A 17057-nucleotide genomic window follows, 5' to 3' on the forward strand; every position below is an offset into this window, starting at 1 on the left:
CCCATCTTGAGAAACAGGATGGGGGTAAAGGTTCCTATGCCTGACGGTGTCAGCGGGGCTCGAGTCCGGCGAGCACCGGCGGCAGGTCGCCCGGGTGGACGACGCCGAGCCGCTGGGTGGCCCGGGTGAGAGCGACGTAGAGGTCGTTGTGACCCCGGACGCCGTCGGCGACGATCCCCGCCGGGTCGACGACGAGGACCGAGTCGAACTCCAGCCCCTTCACCGCCTCCGGCGCGAGGACGGCGGGGCCGGTGGTGAGCTCTCCGTCGGTGGCGGTCCCCGGCAGCCGGGCACCGACGGCGCCGGCGACCGCGGCGAGCCGGGACCGGGGGACGACGACGGCGAGCGTGCCGTCCTCCTTGTCGAACTCCGCCGCGGCCTCGGCGACGGCGTCCGCGAGATCGGCGTCGTCGACCCGCTGGGCCCAGGGCCGCACACCCGTGGAGCGCACCGCCTGGGCCGCCGTCCCACCGGAGCCGCCGGCGACCAGCACCTCGTCGGCCACCGCCATGATCTCGGCCGGGGTGCGGTAGTTGACGGTCAGCTCCTCCAACCGCCAGTGGTGCCCGAGGTGCGGGGTGAGCACCTCGGCCCAGCTGGAGGCGCCCGCGGCCGAGCCGGTCTGGGCGACGTCGCCGACCAGGGTCATCGACCGGGTCGGGCACCGGCGCAGCAGCAGCCGCCACGCCATCGCCGACAGCTCCTGCGCCTCGTCGACGATCACGTGCCCGTAGGTCCACGTGCGGTCGGCGGCGGCCCGCTCGGCGACGCTGCGGGTGTCGGCGACCTCGTGCCGCTCGGCCAGGCCCTCGGCGTCGAGCAGGTCGCCGGCGGAGAGCTCCTCGGACTCGTCCTCGGTCTCGCTGTCCTGCGAGCGCGAGCCGTGCAGCTGGTCGAGGGTGTCCTGCGCCCGCCGCAGCCGGCGCTGCTTCTCGCGGCGCGCGTGCGCGCGATGGGCGCTGTCGTCGACGCCGAGCAGCTCGTCGGCCTCCTCGAGCAGCGGGACGTCGGCCACCGTCCACGGCGCCGAGGCCGGCCGGTGCAGCAGGGCGCGCTCGCCGTCGGAGAGGTCCGGGGCGGCGGCCGCGAGCCGGGCGGGGGAGGCGAGCAGGTCGGTGACCACCCGCTCGGCGGTCAGCCGGGGCCAGAGCCGGTCGACCAGCCGGTGGACGGCGGGTTCGGCGGCGACCTCCCGGCGCAGGGCGGCGATGTCGCCCTCGCCGAGCAGGTTGGCGCCCCCGAGCACGTTCGCGCCGAGCGTGTCGGCGTACTTGCGCGCGACCAGCCCGATGACCGCGCGCGCGACGGCCGGGCGGGCCTCGTTGTGCAGCCGCGAGGCGCTGCGGGCACGGGAGCGGACCCGGGCGGCGTCGGCCTTGGTGAACCGCAGCGGCGTGCCGTCGATCTCGAGCTCGACCGGCCGGTCGAGGACGGCCTGCCGGGCGCGGACGGCGGCGGCGATCACCTCGGCCATCGCGAGCCGGCCCTTGACCTCGGCGGCCTCCGGCAACTCGACCGCGTCCGCCCGCAGCCCGGGGCGCAGCCCGCCGAGGTCGGCGAGGACCACGCCGGTCTCGCCGAGGGAGGGCAGGACGTCGGCGATGTAGCGCAGGAAGGTGGGGGTCGGCCCGACGACGAGCAGGCCGCTGCGCGCCAGCCGCTCGCGGTGCGTGTAGAGCAAATAGGCCGCGCGGTGCAGCGCGACGGCGGTCTTGCCGGTGCCGGGACCGCCCTGCACGACCACCACCCCGCCGGCGTCGGCCCGGATGATCCGGTCCTGCTCGGCCTGGATGGTGCGGACGATGTCGCTCATCCGGCCGGTGCGGGAGGCGTTCAGCTCGGCCAGCAGCACCGCCTCACCGGTCAGCCCGGAGGCACCCGAGGCGTCGTCGAGGTCGAGGGTCTCGTCGGAGACGGACACGACGGTGCGGCCGCGCGTCCGGATGTGCCGGCGGCGCCGGACGCCGAGGTCGTGCAGCGGCGTGGCGGTGTAGAAGGGCTGGGCGGCAGGAGCACGCCAGTCGACCAGCAGGGGCTCCTCGTCGCCGTCCTCGGCCGACAGCCCGATCCGGCCGATGTAGCGCGGCGCGTCGGCGTCGCGGCGGTCCAGCCGCCCGAAGCACAGCCCGCTCTCGGCGGCGTCGAGGGCGACGATGCGCTGGGTGTGCAGCTCGACCTGGGCCTCCCGCTCGCCGATGGCCTGCGGGTTGTGCGGCACCGTCGCCAGCTGCTCGTCCAGCCGGCGCACGGTGCGGGCCCGGACCTCGTCCAGCCGCGTGTACAGGCCGCTCACGTAGTGCTGTTCCGTCGCCAGGTCGGCCGCGTGGGCAGCCTCGGGCCGTACCGTCGACAAGCTGGTCTCTTCCTGCTGAGAGGGCCGCACGTGCGGACGTCGCCGTGGGCGGAACCGTCCATTGTGCCCGGCGGCCCGGTGCGCCGCCCCGGAAGAGATCGACGACGGCGTGGCCTGCAGCGACCGCAGGTGGTCCTCCAGCCGGTCGACCGGCCGGCTCAGCGAGACGGAGTGACCGCCGGCTCAGGATGCGGGCGGGGCCCCGCGGAGGCGCACGACCGCGGAGCGGTAGCGGCGGGCGCCGTACACCCGCCACGCCGTCCGCGCCGACCACGGCAGACCACCGAGCAGGCGGGCGCGGTCGCCCGCGCAGGAGTCCTCGAGCGCCAGGCCGAGCACGAACAGCTGCTCGGGGCCGGACAGCCGGCAGTGCGACGAGGCGGTGATGGCGGCCCAGTCCTCCGTGGCGAGGTGCTCGGCGAGGAGCGGGAGCAGCGTGCGCTCCTCCTCGCCGGTCTGGGCGTCGACGGCATCGGCCAGTGCCCGGCAGGCCGACGCGAAAGCCGACCGTGCGGGATCGGTGCCGGCGACCTGCCACTGCCGGGCGGCGGTCGAGAGGTCGCGCAGCATGTGGTCGATGCGCGCGCAGCGCGCGGTCCAGTCCTCGACGGCGTCGCGTGCCGGCGCGGGAGCGGCGCGCAGCAGCGCCGGCCACACCGCCTCCCGCTCGACGGCGTGGTGGTGCAGGAGGACGCGGCTGACCAGGTCCGCGTGCCGGGTGAGTGCGGCGGTGCGCTGGTCCTCGCCGGGCGGCGCCCAGGTGGCGAGGTCGGCGAGCAGCCGCAGCTCGCGCCGGACCAGTTGGTGCAGCACGCGCTGGTAGGCCACCGCGCGGCAGGCTGCGGGTTCCGGCCGGGCGACCTGCGTGGTGGCGTCGTCCGCGGCGGCGCGGGGGGCGGGGATCAGGCCGGTCGGCCGGACCGCGGTTGCGGTCATGCAGCACCTCGTTGGGCGGTCGTGCAGTGCACCGGCGGTCCTGCCGGGGCGATGCGGGGAGGTTAGGCCGACGCGGGCGGGGCCGACAGGGCTTTTCGGATACGGACGGTGGTGTCCCGGACCGGCCTCCCGGCGCGTCGTCCCGCCGCGTAGCGGAGCGGGTCCGCAGGGGGCTCGCGAACCCGCGACACCCGGGCCGGGCGTCGCCTAGGGTCGGATGGTGGCCACCGTCCTGGAACGCAACTGCGTACGCGTCACCGGTGTGGCCGACGCGCGGCCCGTCGTCTTCGTCCACGGGTTCGGCTGCGACCAGGAGATGTGGCGGTTCGTGGCGCCGGACTTCGAGGTCGACCATCGCGTCGTCCTGCTGGACCTGGTCGGGTCGGGCAACTCCGACCTGCACGCCTACGACCCGGACAAGTACTCGTCGCTGCAGGGCTACGCCACCGACGTCGTGGAGGTCTGCCGGGAGCTCGGGCTCACCGACGTCGTCCTCGTGGGGCACTCGGTCAGCGCGATGATCGGCGTCCTGGCCTGGAAGCAGGCCCCCGAGCTGTTCGGGGCGCTGGTCATGGTCGGCCCGAACCCGCGCTACATCGACGACGGCGACTACGTCGGGGGGTTCAGCCGGACCGACATCGCCGGCCTGCTCGACGCGCTGGACGCCAACCATCTCGGCTGGTCCACGCAGATGGCTCCGGTGATCATGGGCAACCCCGACCATCCGGAGCTGGCCGCGGAGCTGACCAACAGCTTCTGCCGCACCGACCCCGACATCGCCCGCCAGTTCGCCCGCGTGACCTTCCTGTCCGACAACCGGGCGGACCTCCCCGACATCACCGTCCCCGTGCTGGTGCTGCAGTGCAGCGAGGACGTCATCGCACCCGAGGTCGTGGGCCGGTACGTCCACGAATCCATCCCGGGCAGCGCGTTCACCCAGCTCGCGGCGAGGGGGCACGTGCCGCACCTCAGCGCGCCGGAGGAGACGACGGCCGCGATCCGAGCGTTCCTGACGGGGTGAGCGGCACGGACCCCATCGGCAACCCGGGGCAGGACCCTCGTGCGCAGCTGGGCAGGCTGCTCGAGGAGGATCCGGCCGACCTGTACGAGAACGCGCCGATGGGCTATCTCTCGACGCTGCCCGACGGGCGGATCGTCAAGGTCAACCGCACGTTCTGCGCGTGGACCGGCCGCCGGTCCGGTGAGCTGATCGGCAGCCGGTTCCAGGACCTGCTCAGCGTCGGCGGTCGGGTGTTCCACGAGACCCACCTCGCGCCGCTGCTGCGGATGCAGGGGGCCGTGCGCGAGATCGCCCTGGACGTCGTCCGGGTGGACGGTTCGCTGCTGCCGTGCCTGCTCAACGCCGTCGAGCTCCGGGACGACGCCGGGGCTCCGGTGCTGGTGCGGGCGACCCTGTTCGAGGCGACGGCGCGGCGGCGCTACGAGCGCGAGCTGCTGGCCGCCCAGCGCGCGGCGAAGGAGTCGGAGGCGCGGTCGCGGGTCGTGCAGCAGGTGGTGTCCGACCTGGCGGCGGCGACGAGCGTGGAGGACGTCGCGAGTGTGATCGTCGAACGCGGGCGGGCGGCGCTGCGGGCGAGCGGAGCCGCGCTGGTGCTCGTCGAGGAAGGGATCGCGGGAGATCCCGACGCGGTGCCGGAGCTGCGGGTCGTCCGCTCGGACGGCCTCTCGTCGGAGCTGCTGGAAGCGCTGCGGAAGGCGGCCGAGGGAAAACTCGCGCTCGAGCTGGCGCAGGGCGTCCGCACCGTCGACCTCGACGACCGGATGCGGGCGTCGCAGCCGGCCGTGGCCGACGCGATGGCCCGGGCCGGGCTGAGCGCGCTGATCACCGTGCCCGTGTCGGCCGACAGCCGGCGCCTCGGCGCGCTCGTGCTGGGACTGCGGGGCCCGCAGCAGGACGGACTGCTCAGCCTGGACGAGCCCGAGGCCGCGCGGGCCACCGATCCGGCCGACGTCGACCTGCTGTGGACGCTGGGCAGGCAGGCCGGTCAGGCGCTCGAGCGCGCGCGGCTGCACGAGGAGACGGCCCGGCAGGCCGAGCGCGCGGCGTTCCTGCTGGAGGCGGCGCGGCTGCTCGCCGGTGCCGCCGATCTGCCCGAGACCGTCGAGCGCCTGGCGCAGCTGGCCGTCGAGCGCCTGGCCGACCTGTGCGTGATCGATCTCGTCACCGAGCAGGGCATGACCCGCCCGGCGGCGCGGCACCGCGATCCACGGCTGCAGCACCTGGCCGACGAGGTGCGCGAGCGTCCGCTCACCGCCCGCCGGGAGTCGCATCCGAGCATCCGGGCGCTGCGCGAGGGCCGTACGCAGTGGCTGCGGCACGTTCCCCCGGAGTACCTCGACTCGATCGCCGCGGACGTACGGCACGCCGACGTGGTCCAGGGCCTGGACCTGGTCAGCATCGTCGCGGTGCCGCTGGTCGCCGACGGGCGCCGGCTGGGCGTGGTGACCATCTGCGCCGACCGCCGGCGCGGCGGGTTCACCGCGGCCGACGTCGAGGTCGCCGAACAGCTGGGGCTGCAGGTGGCGCTCGTCGTCGCGAAGGCGCAGCGCTACGAGCTCGACGTCCGGACCTCCCACACCCTGCAGGCCAACCTGCTGCCGCCCGAGCCGCCGGACCTGCCGGGACTGTCGACGGCGGTCCGCTACCTGGCCGCGACGCACGGGGTCGAGGTGGGCGGCGACTTCTACGACGTCGTCCAGCTGCCGGGAGACCAGGTTGCGCTGGCGGTCGGGGACGTGGTCGGCCACGACATCACCGCGGCGGCCACGATGGGGCAGCTGAACTCGGTGTACCGGGCGCTGCTGGTCGACCGGCCGGTGCCGAGCGCGATGATCGACCGGCTCCAGGCCAGCTGGTCGCTGCTCGGCCTGCAGCGGATGGCGACGGCCCTGTTCGCGACGCTGGACCCGGCGACCGGTCAGCTCCGGATCGCCTCCGCCGGGCACCCGCCGCCGCTGATGATCACCGCGGGGCATGCGGAGTTCCTGCCGGTCACGCCCTCGCGCATGCTCGGCGCTCCGCCCGCGCCCGCCCCGGCCCTGGAGTGGGCGGGGGTGCTGCCGGCCGGAGCGACGTTGGTGCTGTTCACCGACGGCCTGGTGGAGAGCCGGTCGGCGGACATCGACGAGGGGCTGGCGGCACTGCTGGCGGTGGCGACCGACGCAGGGACGACGGACCCGGACGAGCTCTGCGACCGGCTGCTGAGCGAGCTCACCGGGGCGCACCGTGCCGACGACATCGCGCTCCTCGCCCTGACCCGACTCGCCTGAGCCCGGGTCTTCCGCCGCGGCGCGGTCGGGGTCACCATGAGGTGGAGCCCTGCGCTGGAGGCGGTCATGGATCCTTCCCCGAACCCGGTGACGACGGCCATCGACGGAGCCACCGGTGACTGGTCGATGTCGGGCGACGCGATGCGCTGGTCACCGGAGCTGGCCGAGCGGGAGGGCTCCGTCGGCGAGCTCAGCGGGATGGACATCGCAGCCGGCCTCGGCACCGGTCTGGGACTGGACATGAACGGCGTCCGGCGGCTGGTCTCGGGGGCGCTGAACTCGCTGGGCGCCGTCGCCACCGACGTCGTCACCGAGTTCCGGCAGCTCACCCGCGGCCCCTCCGACGAGGACGACGACGAGCGCTGACGATCGCGTGCGTCCTCCCACCCCGTGCGCCGGCTTACCGGCCACCCTGTAGAACCGTCGGTGACGCACGGCCACACCTGGGGAGTCGCATGAGCAGCAACTCGTTGACGCTGGCGCCCGCGCCGCGGTCGGAAGCCGCGGAGCAGGTACGGGCGGAGGTCCGCGAGTTCCTCGCCGCCGAGCTGGCCGCCGGCACGTTCGACACGCACGTGGACACCTGGCTGTCCGGCGTCGACCCGGCCTTCTCCAGGAAACTCGGCGACCGTGGCTGGCTGGGGATGACCTGGCCGAAGCAGTACGGCGGGCACGAGCGGTCGGCGATGGAGCGCTACGCCGTCACCGAGGAGCTGCTGGCCGCCGGCGCCCCCGTGGCCGCGCACTGGATCGCCGACCGGCAGTCCGGACCGAACCTGCTCACCTACGGCACCGAGAAGCAGCGGCAGGAGATCCTGCCGCGCATCGCCGCGGGGGAGTGCTTCTTCGTCATCGGGATGAGCGAGCCCGACTCCGGCTCCGACCTCGCCTCGATCCGCACCAGGGCGGTGCGCAACGGGGACGGCGACTGGGTGGTCAACGGCGCCAAGGTGTGGACGTCGAACGCCCACCATTCGCACTACGGGATCGTGCTGGTGCGCACCACGCCGGCCGACCCCGCGCACCGGCACGCCGGCATGTCGCAGCTGCTGATCGACCTGTCGCTGCCGGGCATCACGATCAACCCGATCCGCATCCTCGACGGCGGGCACCACTTCAACGAGGTCGTGTTCGAGGACGTCGTCGTCCCGGGCGACATGCTGCTCGGCGAGGAGGGCAACGGCTGGCACCAGGTGACCGCCGAGCTGGCCTTCGAGCGGTCGGGCCCGGAACGCTTCCTGTCGACATATCCACTCGTCGCCGAGTTCGCTCGTCGAGTTGCCGACTCCGATGACCCCGCCGCGCTGGCGACGCTGGGCCGGCTGTCGGCGCGCATCCTGGCGCTGCGGCAGATGTCGATGCGGATCGCCGCGGCGCTGGACAGGGGCGAGCTGCCGAACATCCCGGCGGCGCTGGTCAAGGACGTGGGGACGACGTTCGAGGGCGACGTCATCGAGGAGATCCGCCGGGTGGTCGACGTGACGCCGTCGCTGGACTCACCCGATCCGCTGGGCCGGGCGCTGGCCGAGGCGCAGCTGCACGCGCCCGGCTACACGCTGCGCGGCGGGACCAACGAGATCCTGCGCGGGATCGTCGCTCGCGGATTGGGGCTGCGCTGATGTCGGACCAGGACCTGGTGGTCGAGACCGTCCGGGACATCCTCACCGGCTTCGAGCCGTTCGCGCTGACGGCGGAGCGGCGGTGGGACGCCGGGCTGTGGGGTGCGCTGGCCTCCGCGGGACTCACGGGCGTGGGACTGCCCGAGGAGGCCGGTGGTTCGGGCGGCGAGCTCGCCGACGCCGTCGCCATCGTGGCCACTCTGGCGCGGGGGGCCGGCGCGGTGCCGGTGGCCGAGCAGCTGCTGGTGGCGGGGCCGGCGCTGCTGGCCGCGGACCTCGATCTGCCCTCGCCGGAGGAGCCGACGACGTTCGCGTTCGCCGATGCGGTGACCGTGCACCCGGTCGACAACGGGGACGGCCCGGGCCGGTTCACGCTCAACGGCACGGTTCCCGACGTCGCGTGGGCGGGGGTCGCTTCGCACGTCGTCGTCCTCGCCCCGGCTCCGGCCGGGATCTCCGGTGCCGTGCTGGCTCTGATCGACGCGTCCTCGCTGCCGGCGACCGACGCCTTCAACCTGGCCGGCGAACCGCGTGGGTCGCTGGTGCTGGACCAGGTGGGCACGTCCGGAACGCTGCTGACAGAGGCGCAGGCGAGTGAGGTGCGGGCGCGGTACGCGCTGGCGCGGGCGGTGCAGCTGGCGGCGGCCCTGGAGCAGGTTCTGGCGTGGACGGTTCAGTACGCGGGAGAGCGGCACCAGTTCGGCCGGCCGCTGGGCAAGTTCCAGGCGATCCAGATGGAGCTGGCCGAGATGGCCGGCGAGGTCACGGCGGTGTCGGCGCTGACCGACGCGGCGGTGCAGGCGCTGGACCGGGGCGGGAACGTCGTCCTCGCGGCCGCGGCGGCGAAGGTGCGGGCCGGTGCGGCCGTCGAGGTCGTCGCCCGGCTGGCGCACCAGGTGCACGGCGCGATCGGGTTCACGCAGGAGCACAAGCTGCACCACCTGACGCGGCGGCTCTGGTCGTGGCGCGACGAGGCCGGCAGCGACCTGGCGTGGTCGCGGGTGCTGGGCGCCGGCGTGCTCGCGGGTGGCCCCGACGCGGTCTGGCCGGCGCTGACCCGGGTGGTCTGACGGTGGGCTCCTCGCCGGCGATGGTGACGGCCCGGAGCCCCGGTGATCCCACCACGACCCGATGAGTGAGCGACCGCGACGGTCGTCGGTCCGCGCCACGCTGCAGGCTCTGACCGTCTCGGTCATCGGGGTGATACCCGCCTTCCTCGTGGGTGCCCTGGCCGTTCAGATCCGCGCCGATCTCGACGTCGGGCTGGGCCTCTTCGGCTTCGCGGTCGCGACCCTGTTCGCCGTCTCCGGGGTGTTGGGCCGCCCCGGCGGGCGCCTGGTGCAGCGGCTCGGTTCCCGCAAGGGCACGGTGCTGGCGGCGGCGCTGGCCACGGTCTCCCTCGCCACGGTGGCCTCGGCGCAGTCGGCGGCGATGCTCATGGTCGCCCTGGCGATCGGCGGGTTGGCCAACGCGGTGGCACAGCCGTCGGCCAATCTCGGGCTGTCCCGATGGGTGACCGACCGGCGGCTGGGCCTGGCGTTCGGGATCAAGCAGTCGGCGATCCCGACGGCGACCCTGCTCGGCGGCCTGGCCGTCCCCGGGGTCGCGCTGGTGCTCGGCTGGCGCTGGGCCGTGGCCGCCGCCGCGGCGCTCACCGTCCTGGTGCTGCTGGGCGCCCTGGTCGGCCGGGGCGAGGCCTCGCCACCCGGGACGTCCGGGGTGTCCCGGGAGCCGGATCGGGGGCTGCCGCGCGGCGGGTTGGTCGTGCTGACGATCGGTGGCTTCTTCGCGTCTGCGGCCAGCTCACCGACAGGTGTCTTCCTCGTCGACTCCGCCGTGACCGCCGGTATCGCGTCGGGCACGGCCGGCCTGCTCTTCGCCGGGTGCTCGTTGCTCATGCTGACCAACCGGGTGGGCTTCGGCTGGCTGGCCGACCGGCACCCCGGGCAGAGCCGCTTCCTCTTCATCGCGTATCTGCTGGGCGGCGGCGCCGTCGGGTTCGCGCTGATGGCCACCGGCGGCATTCCGGTGTTCGTCGTCGGGGCGGTGCTCGCCTGCGGGCTGGGATGGTCGTGGCCCGGCCTGTTCCAGTTCGCCGTGATCCGTGAGAACCGGGCCGCCGCGGCGTCGGTCACCGGATTGATGCAGACCGGCCTGTCGCTGGGGGCCGCGTGCGGCCCGATGCTCTTCGGCGTCCTCGCTCAGGCATTCTCGTACACCGCCGCCTGGTCGGGGGTCGCGGCACTGAGCCTGGCCGGCGCGTGCACGATCGTGATCGGCCGCCGGATGGTCCGTCGTGCGCGCGGCCTCCCGGTCACGACGCTGCGCCGCGCGCCACGGGCCGCGTCGATGTGATGCCGCGGAGCTGAGTCCGGGTCAGTCGGCGGGCCCTCGTCGAGATCGGCACTGGACGTCGCCGCGGACCGGCAGGACCGCCGAACCGCGCCGTCCAGTCGAGGTGCCGCACGGAACGAACCGAGGCCGGGGCAGGCCGGCAACCGCGGGCTCTGTGACCGCGGGCACCGGCCCGGCTCCTGGCGGCGCGGGTCAGACCGTCTCGGGGACCCGCAGGTGGGCGAGCACGATGTCGTAGGCGGCGACGTCGGTGATGTCCATGGCCATCTGGCTGCTGAACTCCTTCCGCATGGCCATGCCCGGCTGCTCCGCCTGGGCCATCGACTGGCGGCTGTCGTAGCTCACCGCCGTCGCGCTGCGACCGCTCTGCCGGTCGACCATGACGCTGACGCTGACGAAACCGGGCAGCTCCTCGATCCGCGGGATCAGGGCCATCCGGAAGGTGTCGAGCATCCGGTCCATCTGCGCCGGGTCGCCCTGGGCCCGGATGACGCGTGCGCAGGCGCCGTTGTGCGTCTCGTGCATGCGGTGCATGACCGCGATCTCCCACTCCTGGACCTCGGTCTCACCGCCCAGCATCTCGGCGGCCCGCTGCCGCATCGACATGACGCTGTCGGCGGTGCGATGCATGGCGTCCGCGTCGGCCCACGACGTGGTCACGATGCAGTGGCCTCTCTCCTTGTCGCAGAGCATCGACAACCCGATGCAGCCGTCCATCTCCTGCACCGCCGGCATGACCGTGTCGCGGACGTAGGCGATGCCCTCGTCCACGGCCTGCGGGTTTCCTCGAACGGTGGTGGAACGGGCGTACATGCCACCACTCCTCTCCAGAGCGGGCGGCGCCCCTGCGGCACCGCCGCGTCTCCGACTGTCCTCGCGCGCGGTCCCTGGGGTCAACGCCCATCGGCGGGTCGCACCGAGCTTCGCTGGCGCCGGCGCCTGCGGACGTCGACTCAGCAGCGGAGTGGGTCAGGAGGCGACGTTTCCTCGAGCCAGGGCGGATCCGGTTCCGGGTCTTCGCACCATGCGGGCGGTCGGCTCTCACGGGAGACGCCGCTGGGGGTGCGGACGATCACCGATCCGTCGGCGAGCAGCTCGAAGTGCCAGCCGGGAGCGAAGGTCTTGATCCGGTGGTGGCGCCGGCAGAGACAGCAGAGGTTCCAGCAGTCGGTTGGGCCGCCGTCGGCATGGGCGACGACGTGGTCGATGTCGCATCGAGCCGGGGCCCGCCGACAGCCGGGCCAGCGGCAGGTGCGGTCGCGAGTGCGGACGAATCGACGTTGCGGGGCGGATGGCCGATAGGCAGGGTTGGCCGCAGGAGGACGGAGGCCCGGAGCGTCGGCTGTCTCCGAGGGCGTCCCTCGCGAGCGGGTGGTCTGCTTGCCCTTCTTCCGGTGGGTGCGCTTGCGGCGGTGAGTGCCCGAGGCGCGACGCAGTTCACTCCGGCTGGCGACGGCGACCAGCCGCCCGGTCGCTGGATCGGTGATCGCGACCTGGACGCACCCGCCGGGCGGCGCTCCTCGCACGCCGAGTATGTCGAGCTGCTCGAGCAGTTCTCGGCACTGTGCCGCGGTGACGATCTCGCCGTCGACCTCGGCCGCGGGTTGTGGCAGGCCCTCATTCGGGAGGGACAGCGCGCCGAGCGGTGCGTGGATAGTCAGGACCGCGGTGACCGGGGGGCGCGAGGTGTCCCAGGGCCGCAGCATCAGATCTCTGGCGATCCCGGCCCGGATCACGCCGATCGGCCGCAGGTCCCCGCCGGCCCGCTGCTGTTCCGCCAGGCGTCGGACGGTGTTCACGCAGGCGGCCGCCTCCCAGAGCGGCAGATCGATCATGACGCGGCTCATGCCGTCACCGGTGGGCTGATGGGTGACGTCCGCGTGCCGAGCGCACTCCCTCCGGCGGGCCTCCAGCGCGGCTGGATCCAGCCGCGCGAGCGCCCGGCGCACCCGGTCCCGGATCTGCGGAACGGTCAGCCGGCCGGCCACGGGCAGGACGATCGACTCGATCTCGACGATCACCTCGGGCTTGGCGGAGGCCAGCAGATCGACCAGCGCACGCATCTTCCGTACGTCGATCCGCCCCTCGTACAGGGCGCTCCAGGTGCCACGCAGTGACGTGGTGAGGATCAGCGACTCGACCAGGAGGCGCTCGGCCTCGAACTCCGAGCAGTTCCGCAGCAGCGCCAGCTCGGGGACCAGGGTCTCGGAGTAGTCGGCGAGGAAGGCGGGCTGCCGGTAGCGGCTGTCGAGTCCGGGACCGCCGCGCGGGCCGAACTCCTGGAGCCGCTCGCGTCGGCGTCGACGGGCGAACCGGGCGACTGAGCCGGCCCGCGCGGCGACGGACCGGGCCTCGTGGGCATCGGCGGCCCAGATGTCGGCGATCACTTCGATCTCCGACAGGTCGGGCGCGAGGTCCTCCGGGAGCACGTGAATGGGCGTGCCCACCTCCGGGCCGCGCTCGGGCTCGCTGTACATGGCCGAACGTTAACCATCACCTCTGACAGTTTTCGGTCCACTCGAGCCGGGCGGTCCTGTCGCCGTCCGATCGTGGGGAGGCACGATGCCGTGGTGACCACCGAGACCCACCACCACGGGCACACCCACCGTCTCGACCTCGCCGACTCGACCGTCCGGGAGTGGGATGCGACGGTGCTGGCCGCAGATCCGGAGCAGGGCATCGTGCTCGACCGCTCGGCTTTCTACCCCGGCGGCGGCGGGCAGCCGCCGGATGAGGGCGTGCTGCTCTGGGGCGGCGTCCGCACGCGCATCGCCGGCACCCGCACGGGCGACGAGCTGTACCTGATCCCCGTCGAGGGCGACCCGGTGCCACCCGTCGGGACGGCGGTCCGCGGGGCGCTGGACGACGAGCGGCGCACGCAGCTGATGCGGACGCACTCGGGGCTGCACGTGCTCACCGGCGTCGTCTTCCGCGACTTCGGCGCGCTGGTGACCGGCGGCAACATGGAGCCGCTGACCGCCCGGATGGATTTCGACCTCCCCGAGGTGCCGCCGGACTTCAAGGACCGGATCGCCGAATCGGTGAACGCCGAGATCGCTGCCGACCGGCCGATCGAGGTGAGGACGCTGCCGCGCGAGGAGGCCTTCGCGATCCCGGACATCATCCGGACCGCGACGAACCTGCTGCCGCCCGACATCGAGGAGGTACGGATCGTCGACATCGTCGGGCTCGACACGCAGGCCGACGGCGGCACGCACGTCGCGTCGACGTCCATGGTGGGCCGGGTCGAGGTCGTGAAGATGGAGAACAAGGGCCGCGGGTTCCGCCGGCTGCGGATCCGGATCGTCTGAGATTCTGATCCGACCGGTCACCGTCTCGGTCGTCGGTACGTGCACCTACTGTTGCGCGGGCCGCACCGACCGCCCCGGTCGTCCGCGGGCGACTGGAGGCACGCGCATGGGTAGTCGGCTGGGCCGGATGGTGGTCGCACTCGGGGCGGCCGTCGTGCTCACGACGTCCTGCTCGTCGGACGGCGAATCGTCGGACTCTGCGGGCGCCGCCAGCGCGCCGGCGTCGTCGTCCGCCGCCGAGGAGAGCCGCGGCGCGTATCTGGCGCTCGGTGACTCCGTGCCGTTCGGTTTCCGGGGTGGCGCGACGGCCGAGTTCTCCGATGCCGACAACTTCGTCGGGTACCCGGAGCTGGTCGGCGAGGAGCTCAGCCTGGAGGTGCTGAACGCGGCCTGCCCCGGCGAGACGACGGAGAGCTTCCTCGACGCGACGGCACAGAGCAACGGATGCCAGAACACGCTCCAGTCGGACGTCGGATATCGCAAGGCCTACCCCGTGCACGTCCAGTACGACTCGTTCGACCAGTCGCAGCTCGACTTCGCGGTGGACACGCTCACCGAGAACGACGACGTCGAGCTGGTCACGCTCCAGATCGGCGCGAACGACGTCTTCCTCTGCCAGCAGACGACGCCGAGCCGCTGCTCCGACCCGGCGAATCTCCAGGCTCTGGCGCAGTCCGTGCAGGCGAACGTCGAGACGATCCTGTCGACGTTGCGCGACGAGGCCGGCTACGACGGGCAAGTCGTCGTGGTCACCTACTACGCGCTGAACTACTCCGACGCCTTCGGTGCGGCGACCGGGGCGCTGGTAGGGGGCATCGCGCAGATCGCGGCGGCCAGCGGGGCGGACGTCGCCGACGGTTACGAGGCGTTCCGGGCGCAGGCCGGTGAGGTCGGTGGCGACTCCACCGCCGCTGGGCTGGTGCTGCCGAACGACGTGCACCCGACCGAGGAGGGCCAGCGGCTGCTGGCCGAGGCGGTGCTGGCGGTCGTCGAGGACTAGGTCCGTCAGGCCAGCGTGTCGATGACGTCGAGTCCGCTGACCCGCCAGGCGTCGAGCAACGCCCGGTCGCCCGCGACGGCCACGGTGTCCGGCCCATTGACCTCGACCCCGGATGCGCAATGCACGGCGTCGTAACCGCGGAGTCCATGCGCCCGCGCTAGCTCTGCGGCTCTCCGTACCAGGGGCTCGTCCACGGCGATGACGTCCAGCCGTGTCCATAGTTCGTCCAAGGCGCCGAGGCTGTCCACGTGCGCCGATCCACTCAGCCGTCCCATTCGCGCTGCGCGAGCCAGCGCGGCGGCGGCCTCGACGTAGAGCAGTCGGGTGCTGGTGACGACTTCGGCTTCGGCAACGCGCGATCCCGCTGTGTCGCCGGCTGCACGCGCCCCTCCGCGATGAGCCGCTCGAGGGGGGTCGGCTGGTCGACCGGGACGATGCGCGCCACGGGACGACCGTGGTCGGTGATCGTGACGGTGTGCCCGGCGCGCACCGCGGCCAGGTGACGGCTCAGCCCGTCGCGCAGTTCCTTGATGCCGACCCAGTTCACCCGGAGCCCCTTATGTGGCTACTTTTCCTGCGCTGAGCGTAGCCACCGCGACACCGTCTGGTCGAGATGCGGGGCCGCGTAGTTCGACGGCGAGTCAGTCGTAAGGGTTGGTGAGGACCGGCCGGGCCTGGAGGACGTCGAAGGTCACGGGCGGGCCGTCGGTGGTGGTGGTGCCGGGGACGTCGGCTTCGGCGCTGCCGTCGACGGTGAACGTCGCGCCCCAGGTGACGGTGAGGTAGGCGGTGTAGGTGCCCGACCGGTAGGGGTGCTCGATCGTCTGGTCGGGGTAGGGCGCGCCTGGGTCGGTGGTGACGATCTGGCCGGTGGCGTCGCCGGTGTGCCAGGTGAAGCTTTCCGCCGTGGCTTCGATGACGACGCTGAAGCCGCGGATGTCGACGGTGAAGGTCTGCGTCGTGGGGGAGCCGGTGTAGAAGATGACCGGCAGCCCGGTGAGGCCGTCGCCCGGGGGCTGGTGCTGGGTGGTGAGCTGCGGGAGCGGCAGCCGCTGGAAGTAGCTGAACACTTCGGCACCCGACGGCGGCGGGTTCAGCGGCGTGATGTCGACACAAGCGCGAGGGCCAGGAAGCCAGGGGCCAACGGGAGTGCCTATGGAGGCACCCAACGGATCGTACCCGTCGACCGTCGTACCGCCTTCTAGAACGAGACGCTGCTGTTCGATAACCATGAGCTGGACGAAGCGATCTGGCGGAGCGGGGCAGAGCGCGTCATCATCCGGCCGACACGGTCCGCCCGCCGCCGTGTCTACCTCGCACGGAGTCCTAAGGCGGTACCGGTAAGGCTGAGGCTCACCTTGTGTCTCGTTGCTCGCGATGAGGTACCCGTCTGAACCTTGCGCAACGAGCGATGCCATCAAGGCACTCGGCAAGAAGTCCGCGCCTGGACACACCGCACGACCGCAGTTCACCCTGTCTGCGCGAGCGTCCACCGGATGCAGCAACGCCAATGCAATGCTGAGGACCAGAAGCCAACCTAGGCGATTCATCCGAAGGTCAGATCTGTCACCAGCCAGGAGTGGCGATTTCCATCCCATTCGAGCGCTACACCACCGAGAACATTGGAGAAGGCAGGCGAACCGCCGTCGGTGGGCGAACCTGCGGAGTTGAGGACGACAAACTCGGCCTGATCAATACGTATAGGTAACTCGGCCGTATCGGCACCCATAAGTGGGCGCCCGACTTCGACGATGGTGATTTGACCGCCTTCAGGGTCATTGCCGAGAGTCGCCGCTTCCTCGGTGAACGACGCGATGCGATCACAGTCCTCGCAGCCAGCGCTGAATTGGCGAAGCGGATCTGCGTCCGGAATTTCAGAAGTGCGGTTGATGAGTTCGATGTAATACCGAACGAACGCCTCAGCTCCGGCGGCGTCCTTGGTGCGTGCTTCGTCGGGGACGGGAAAATCGGCGGGACCGATCTCGGGCAATGCTTCGGACGTCTCCGCGGCGCTCGGCGAGGGCAGGGTGTCGTTGGCCCCCTGCTTCTCGGAGCAGCCGGTCAGAAGCGCCGTCGCGACCAGAACGCCGGCCGTGGTGCGACGTAGTCCCCGAAGATCACGCACAGCGGGAGAGAGTACGCAGGTCCGAGCGGTACCCGTTCCGTAACTGTGGACGGAGCAGCGACCTCCG

At 72.7% G+C, this 17057-nt stretch carries 16 protein-coding genes; 8 read left to right on the plus strand and 8 right to left on the minus strand.

Annotation, left to right across the window (positions count from 1 at the left end; translation table 11 throughout):
• Positions 1 to 49 precede the first annotated feature (49 nt).
• Both FHU33_RS07055 and FHU33_RS07060 read right to left on the minus strand, forming a co-directional pair.
• The gene (locus FHU33_RS07055; protein WP_246063373.1) at positions 50 to 2353 is read right to left on the minus strand and encodes a helicase domain-containing protein; all 2304 of its coding nucleotides are present in this window, start codon (positions 2351 to 2353) and stop codon (positions 50 to 52) included.
• A gap of 183 nt (positions 2354 to 2536) precedes the next feature.
• Positions 2537 to 3289: a hemerythrin domain-containing protein gene (locus FHU33_RS07060; RefSeq protein WP_142024700.1), complete on the minus strand. Its 753-nt coding sequence runs from the start codon at positions 3287 to 3289 to the stop codon at positions 2537 to 2539.
• 220 nt (positions 3290 to 3509) lie between these two features.
• On the opposite strand from FHU33_RS07060, the gene FHU33_RS07065 reads away from it, so the two are divergent.
• The 6 genes from FHU33_RS07065 (at position 3510) to FHU33_RS07090 (ending at position 10554) form a co-directional block, all read left to right on the plus strand.
• Positions 3510 to 4310 (plus strand): alpha/beta fold hydrolase, encoded by an 801-nt coding sequence (locus tag FHU33_RS07065; protein ID WP_281281623.1) that lies wholly within the window; start codon positions 3510 to 3512, stop codon positions 4308 to 4310.
• Positions 4307 to 6580: a SpoIIE family protein phosphatase gene (locus FHU33_RS07070; RefSeq protein ID WP_246063375.1), complete on the plus strand. Its 2274-nt coding sequence runs from the start codon at positions 4307 to 4309 to the stop codon at positions 6578 to 6580. The genes FHU33_RS07065 and FHU33_RS07070 overlap by 4 nt, the downstream gene beginning before the upstream one ends.
• Positions 6581 to 6646: 66 nt before the next feature.
• The gene (locus FHU33_RS07075; protein ID WP_142024702.1) at positions 6647 to 6946 is read left to right on the plus strand and encodes a hypothetical protein; all 300 of its coding nucleotides are present in this window, start codon (positions 6647 to 6649) and stop codon (positions 6944 to 6946) included.
• An 89-nt stretch (positions 6947 to 7035) separates the two neighbouring features.
• Positions 7036 to 8199 (plus strand): acyl-CoA dehydrogenase family protein, encoded by a 1164-nt coding sequence (locus FHU33_RS07080; RefSeq protein WP_142024703.1) that lies wholly within the window; start codon positions 7036 to 7038, stop codon positions 8197 to 8199.
• Complete coding sequence (locus FHU33_RS07085; RefSeq protein ID WP_142024704.1) at positions 8199 to 9269, plus strand: acyl-CoA dehydrogenase family protein; 1071 nt, start codon at positions 8199 to 8201, stop codon at positions 9267 to 9269. Before FHU33_RS07080 ends, FHU33_RS07085 begins: the two co-directional genes overlap by 1 nt.
• A gap of 61 nt (positions 9270 to 9330) precedes the next feature.
• On the plus strand, positions 9331 to 10554 hold the full coding sequence (locus FHU33_RS07090) for an MFS transporter (protein WP_142024705.1): 1224 nt from the start codon (positions 9331 to 9333) through the stop codon (positions 10552 to 10554).
• A 192-nt stretch (positions 10555 to 10746) separates the two neighbouring features.
• On the opposite strand, the gene FHU33_RS07095 is transcribed toward FHU33_RS07090, so the two are convergent.
• Complete coding sequence (locus FHU33_RS07095) at positions 10747 to 11367, minus strand: putative quinol monooxygenase (protein ID WP_142024706.1); 621 nt, start codon at positions 11365 to 11367, stop codon at positions 10747 to 10749.
• A gap of 140 nt (positions 11368 to 11507) precedes the next feature.
• The gene (locus FHU33_RS07100) at positions 11508 to 13031 is read right to left on the minus strand and encodes an HNH endonuclease signature motif containing protein (RefSeq protein ID WP_142024707.1); all 1524 of its coding nucleotides are present in this window, start codon (positions 13029 to 13031) and stop codon (positions 11508 to 11510) included.
• 93 nt (positions 13032 to 13124) lie between these two features.
• Here FHU33_RS07100 and FHU33_RS07105 point away from each other — a divergent pair, with 93 nt between their 5' ends.
• On the plus strand, positions 13125 to 13865 hold the full coding sequence (locus FHU33_RS07105; RefSeq protein WP_142024708.1) for an alanyl-tRNA editing protein: 741 nt from the start codon (positions 13125 to 13127) through the stop codon (positions 13863 to 13865).
• 106 nt (positions 13866 to 13971) lie between these two features.
• The gene (locus FHU33_RS07110; RefSeq protein WP_142024709.1) at positions 13972 to 14865 is read left to right on the plus strand and encodes an SGNH/GDSL hydrolase family protein; all 894 of its coding nucleotides are present in this window, start codon (positions 13972 to 13974) and stop codon (positions 14863 to 14865) included.
• 5 nt (positions 14866 to 14870) lie between these two features.
• Here the strand turns inward: FHU33_RS07110 and FHU33_RS07115 are convergent, their stop codons facing one another.
• From FHU33_RS07115 to FHU33_RS07130, 4 genes are all read right to left on the minus strand, one after another.
• On the minus strand, positions 14871 to 15185 hold the full coding sequence (locus FHU33_RS07115) for a type II toxin-antitoxin system VapC family toxin (RefSeq protein ID WP_142024710.1): 315 nt from the start codon (positions 15183 to 15185) through the stop codon (positions 14871 to 14873).
• Positions 15128 to 15412: a type II toxin-antitoxin system Phd/YefM family antitoxin gene (locus FHU33_RS07120; RefSeq protein WP_142024711.1), complete on the minus strand. Its 285-nt coding sequence runs from the start codon at positions 15410 to 15412 to the stop codon at positions 15128 to 15130. The genes FHU33_RS07115 and FHU33_RS07120 overlap by 58 nt, the downstream gene beginning before the upstream one ends.
• 94 nt (positions 15413 to 15506) lie before the next feature.
• Entirely contained in the window at positions 15507 to 15935 is a 429-nt protein-coding gene (locus FHU33_RS25715; protein WP_246063377.1) for a hypothetical protein, read from the minus strand.
• A 476-nt stretch (positions 15936 to 16411) separates the two neighbouring features.
• Complete coding sequence (locus FHU33_RS07130; protein ID WP_142024713.1) at positions 16412 to 16990, minus strand: hypothetical protein; 579 nt, start codon at positions 16988 to 16990, stop codon at positions 16412 to 16414.
• Between the last annotated feature and the right edge of the window lie 67 nt (positions 16991 to 17057).

Source organism: Blastococcus colisei, from assembly GCF_006717095.1.
GTDB classification, from domain to species: domain Bacteria; phylum Actinomycetota; class Actinomycetes; order Mycobacteriales; family Geodermatophilaceae; genus Blastococcus_B; species Blastococcus_B colisei.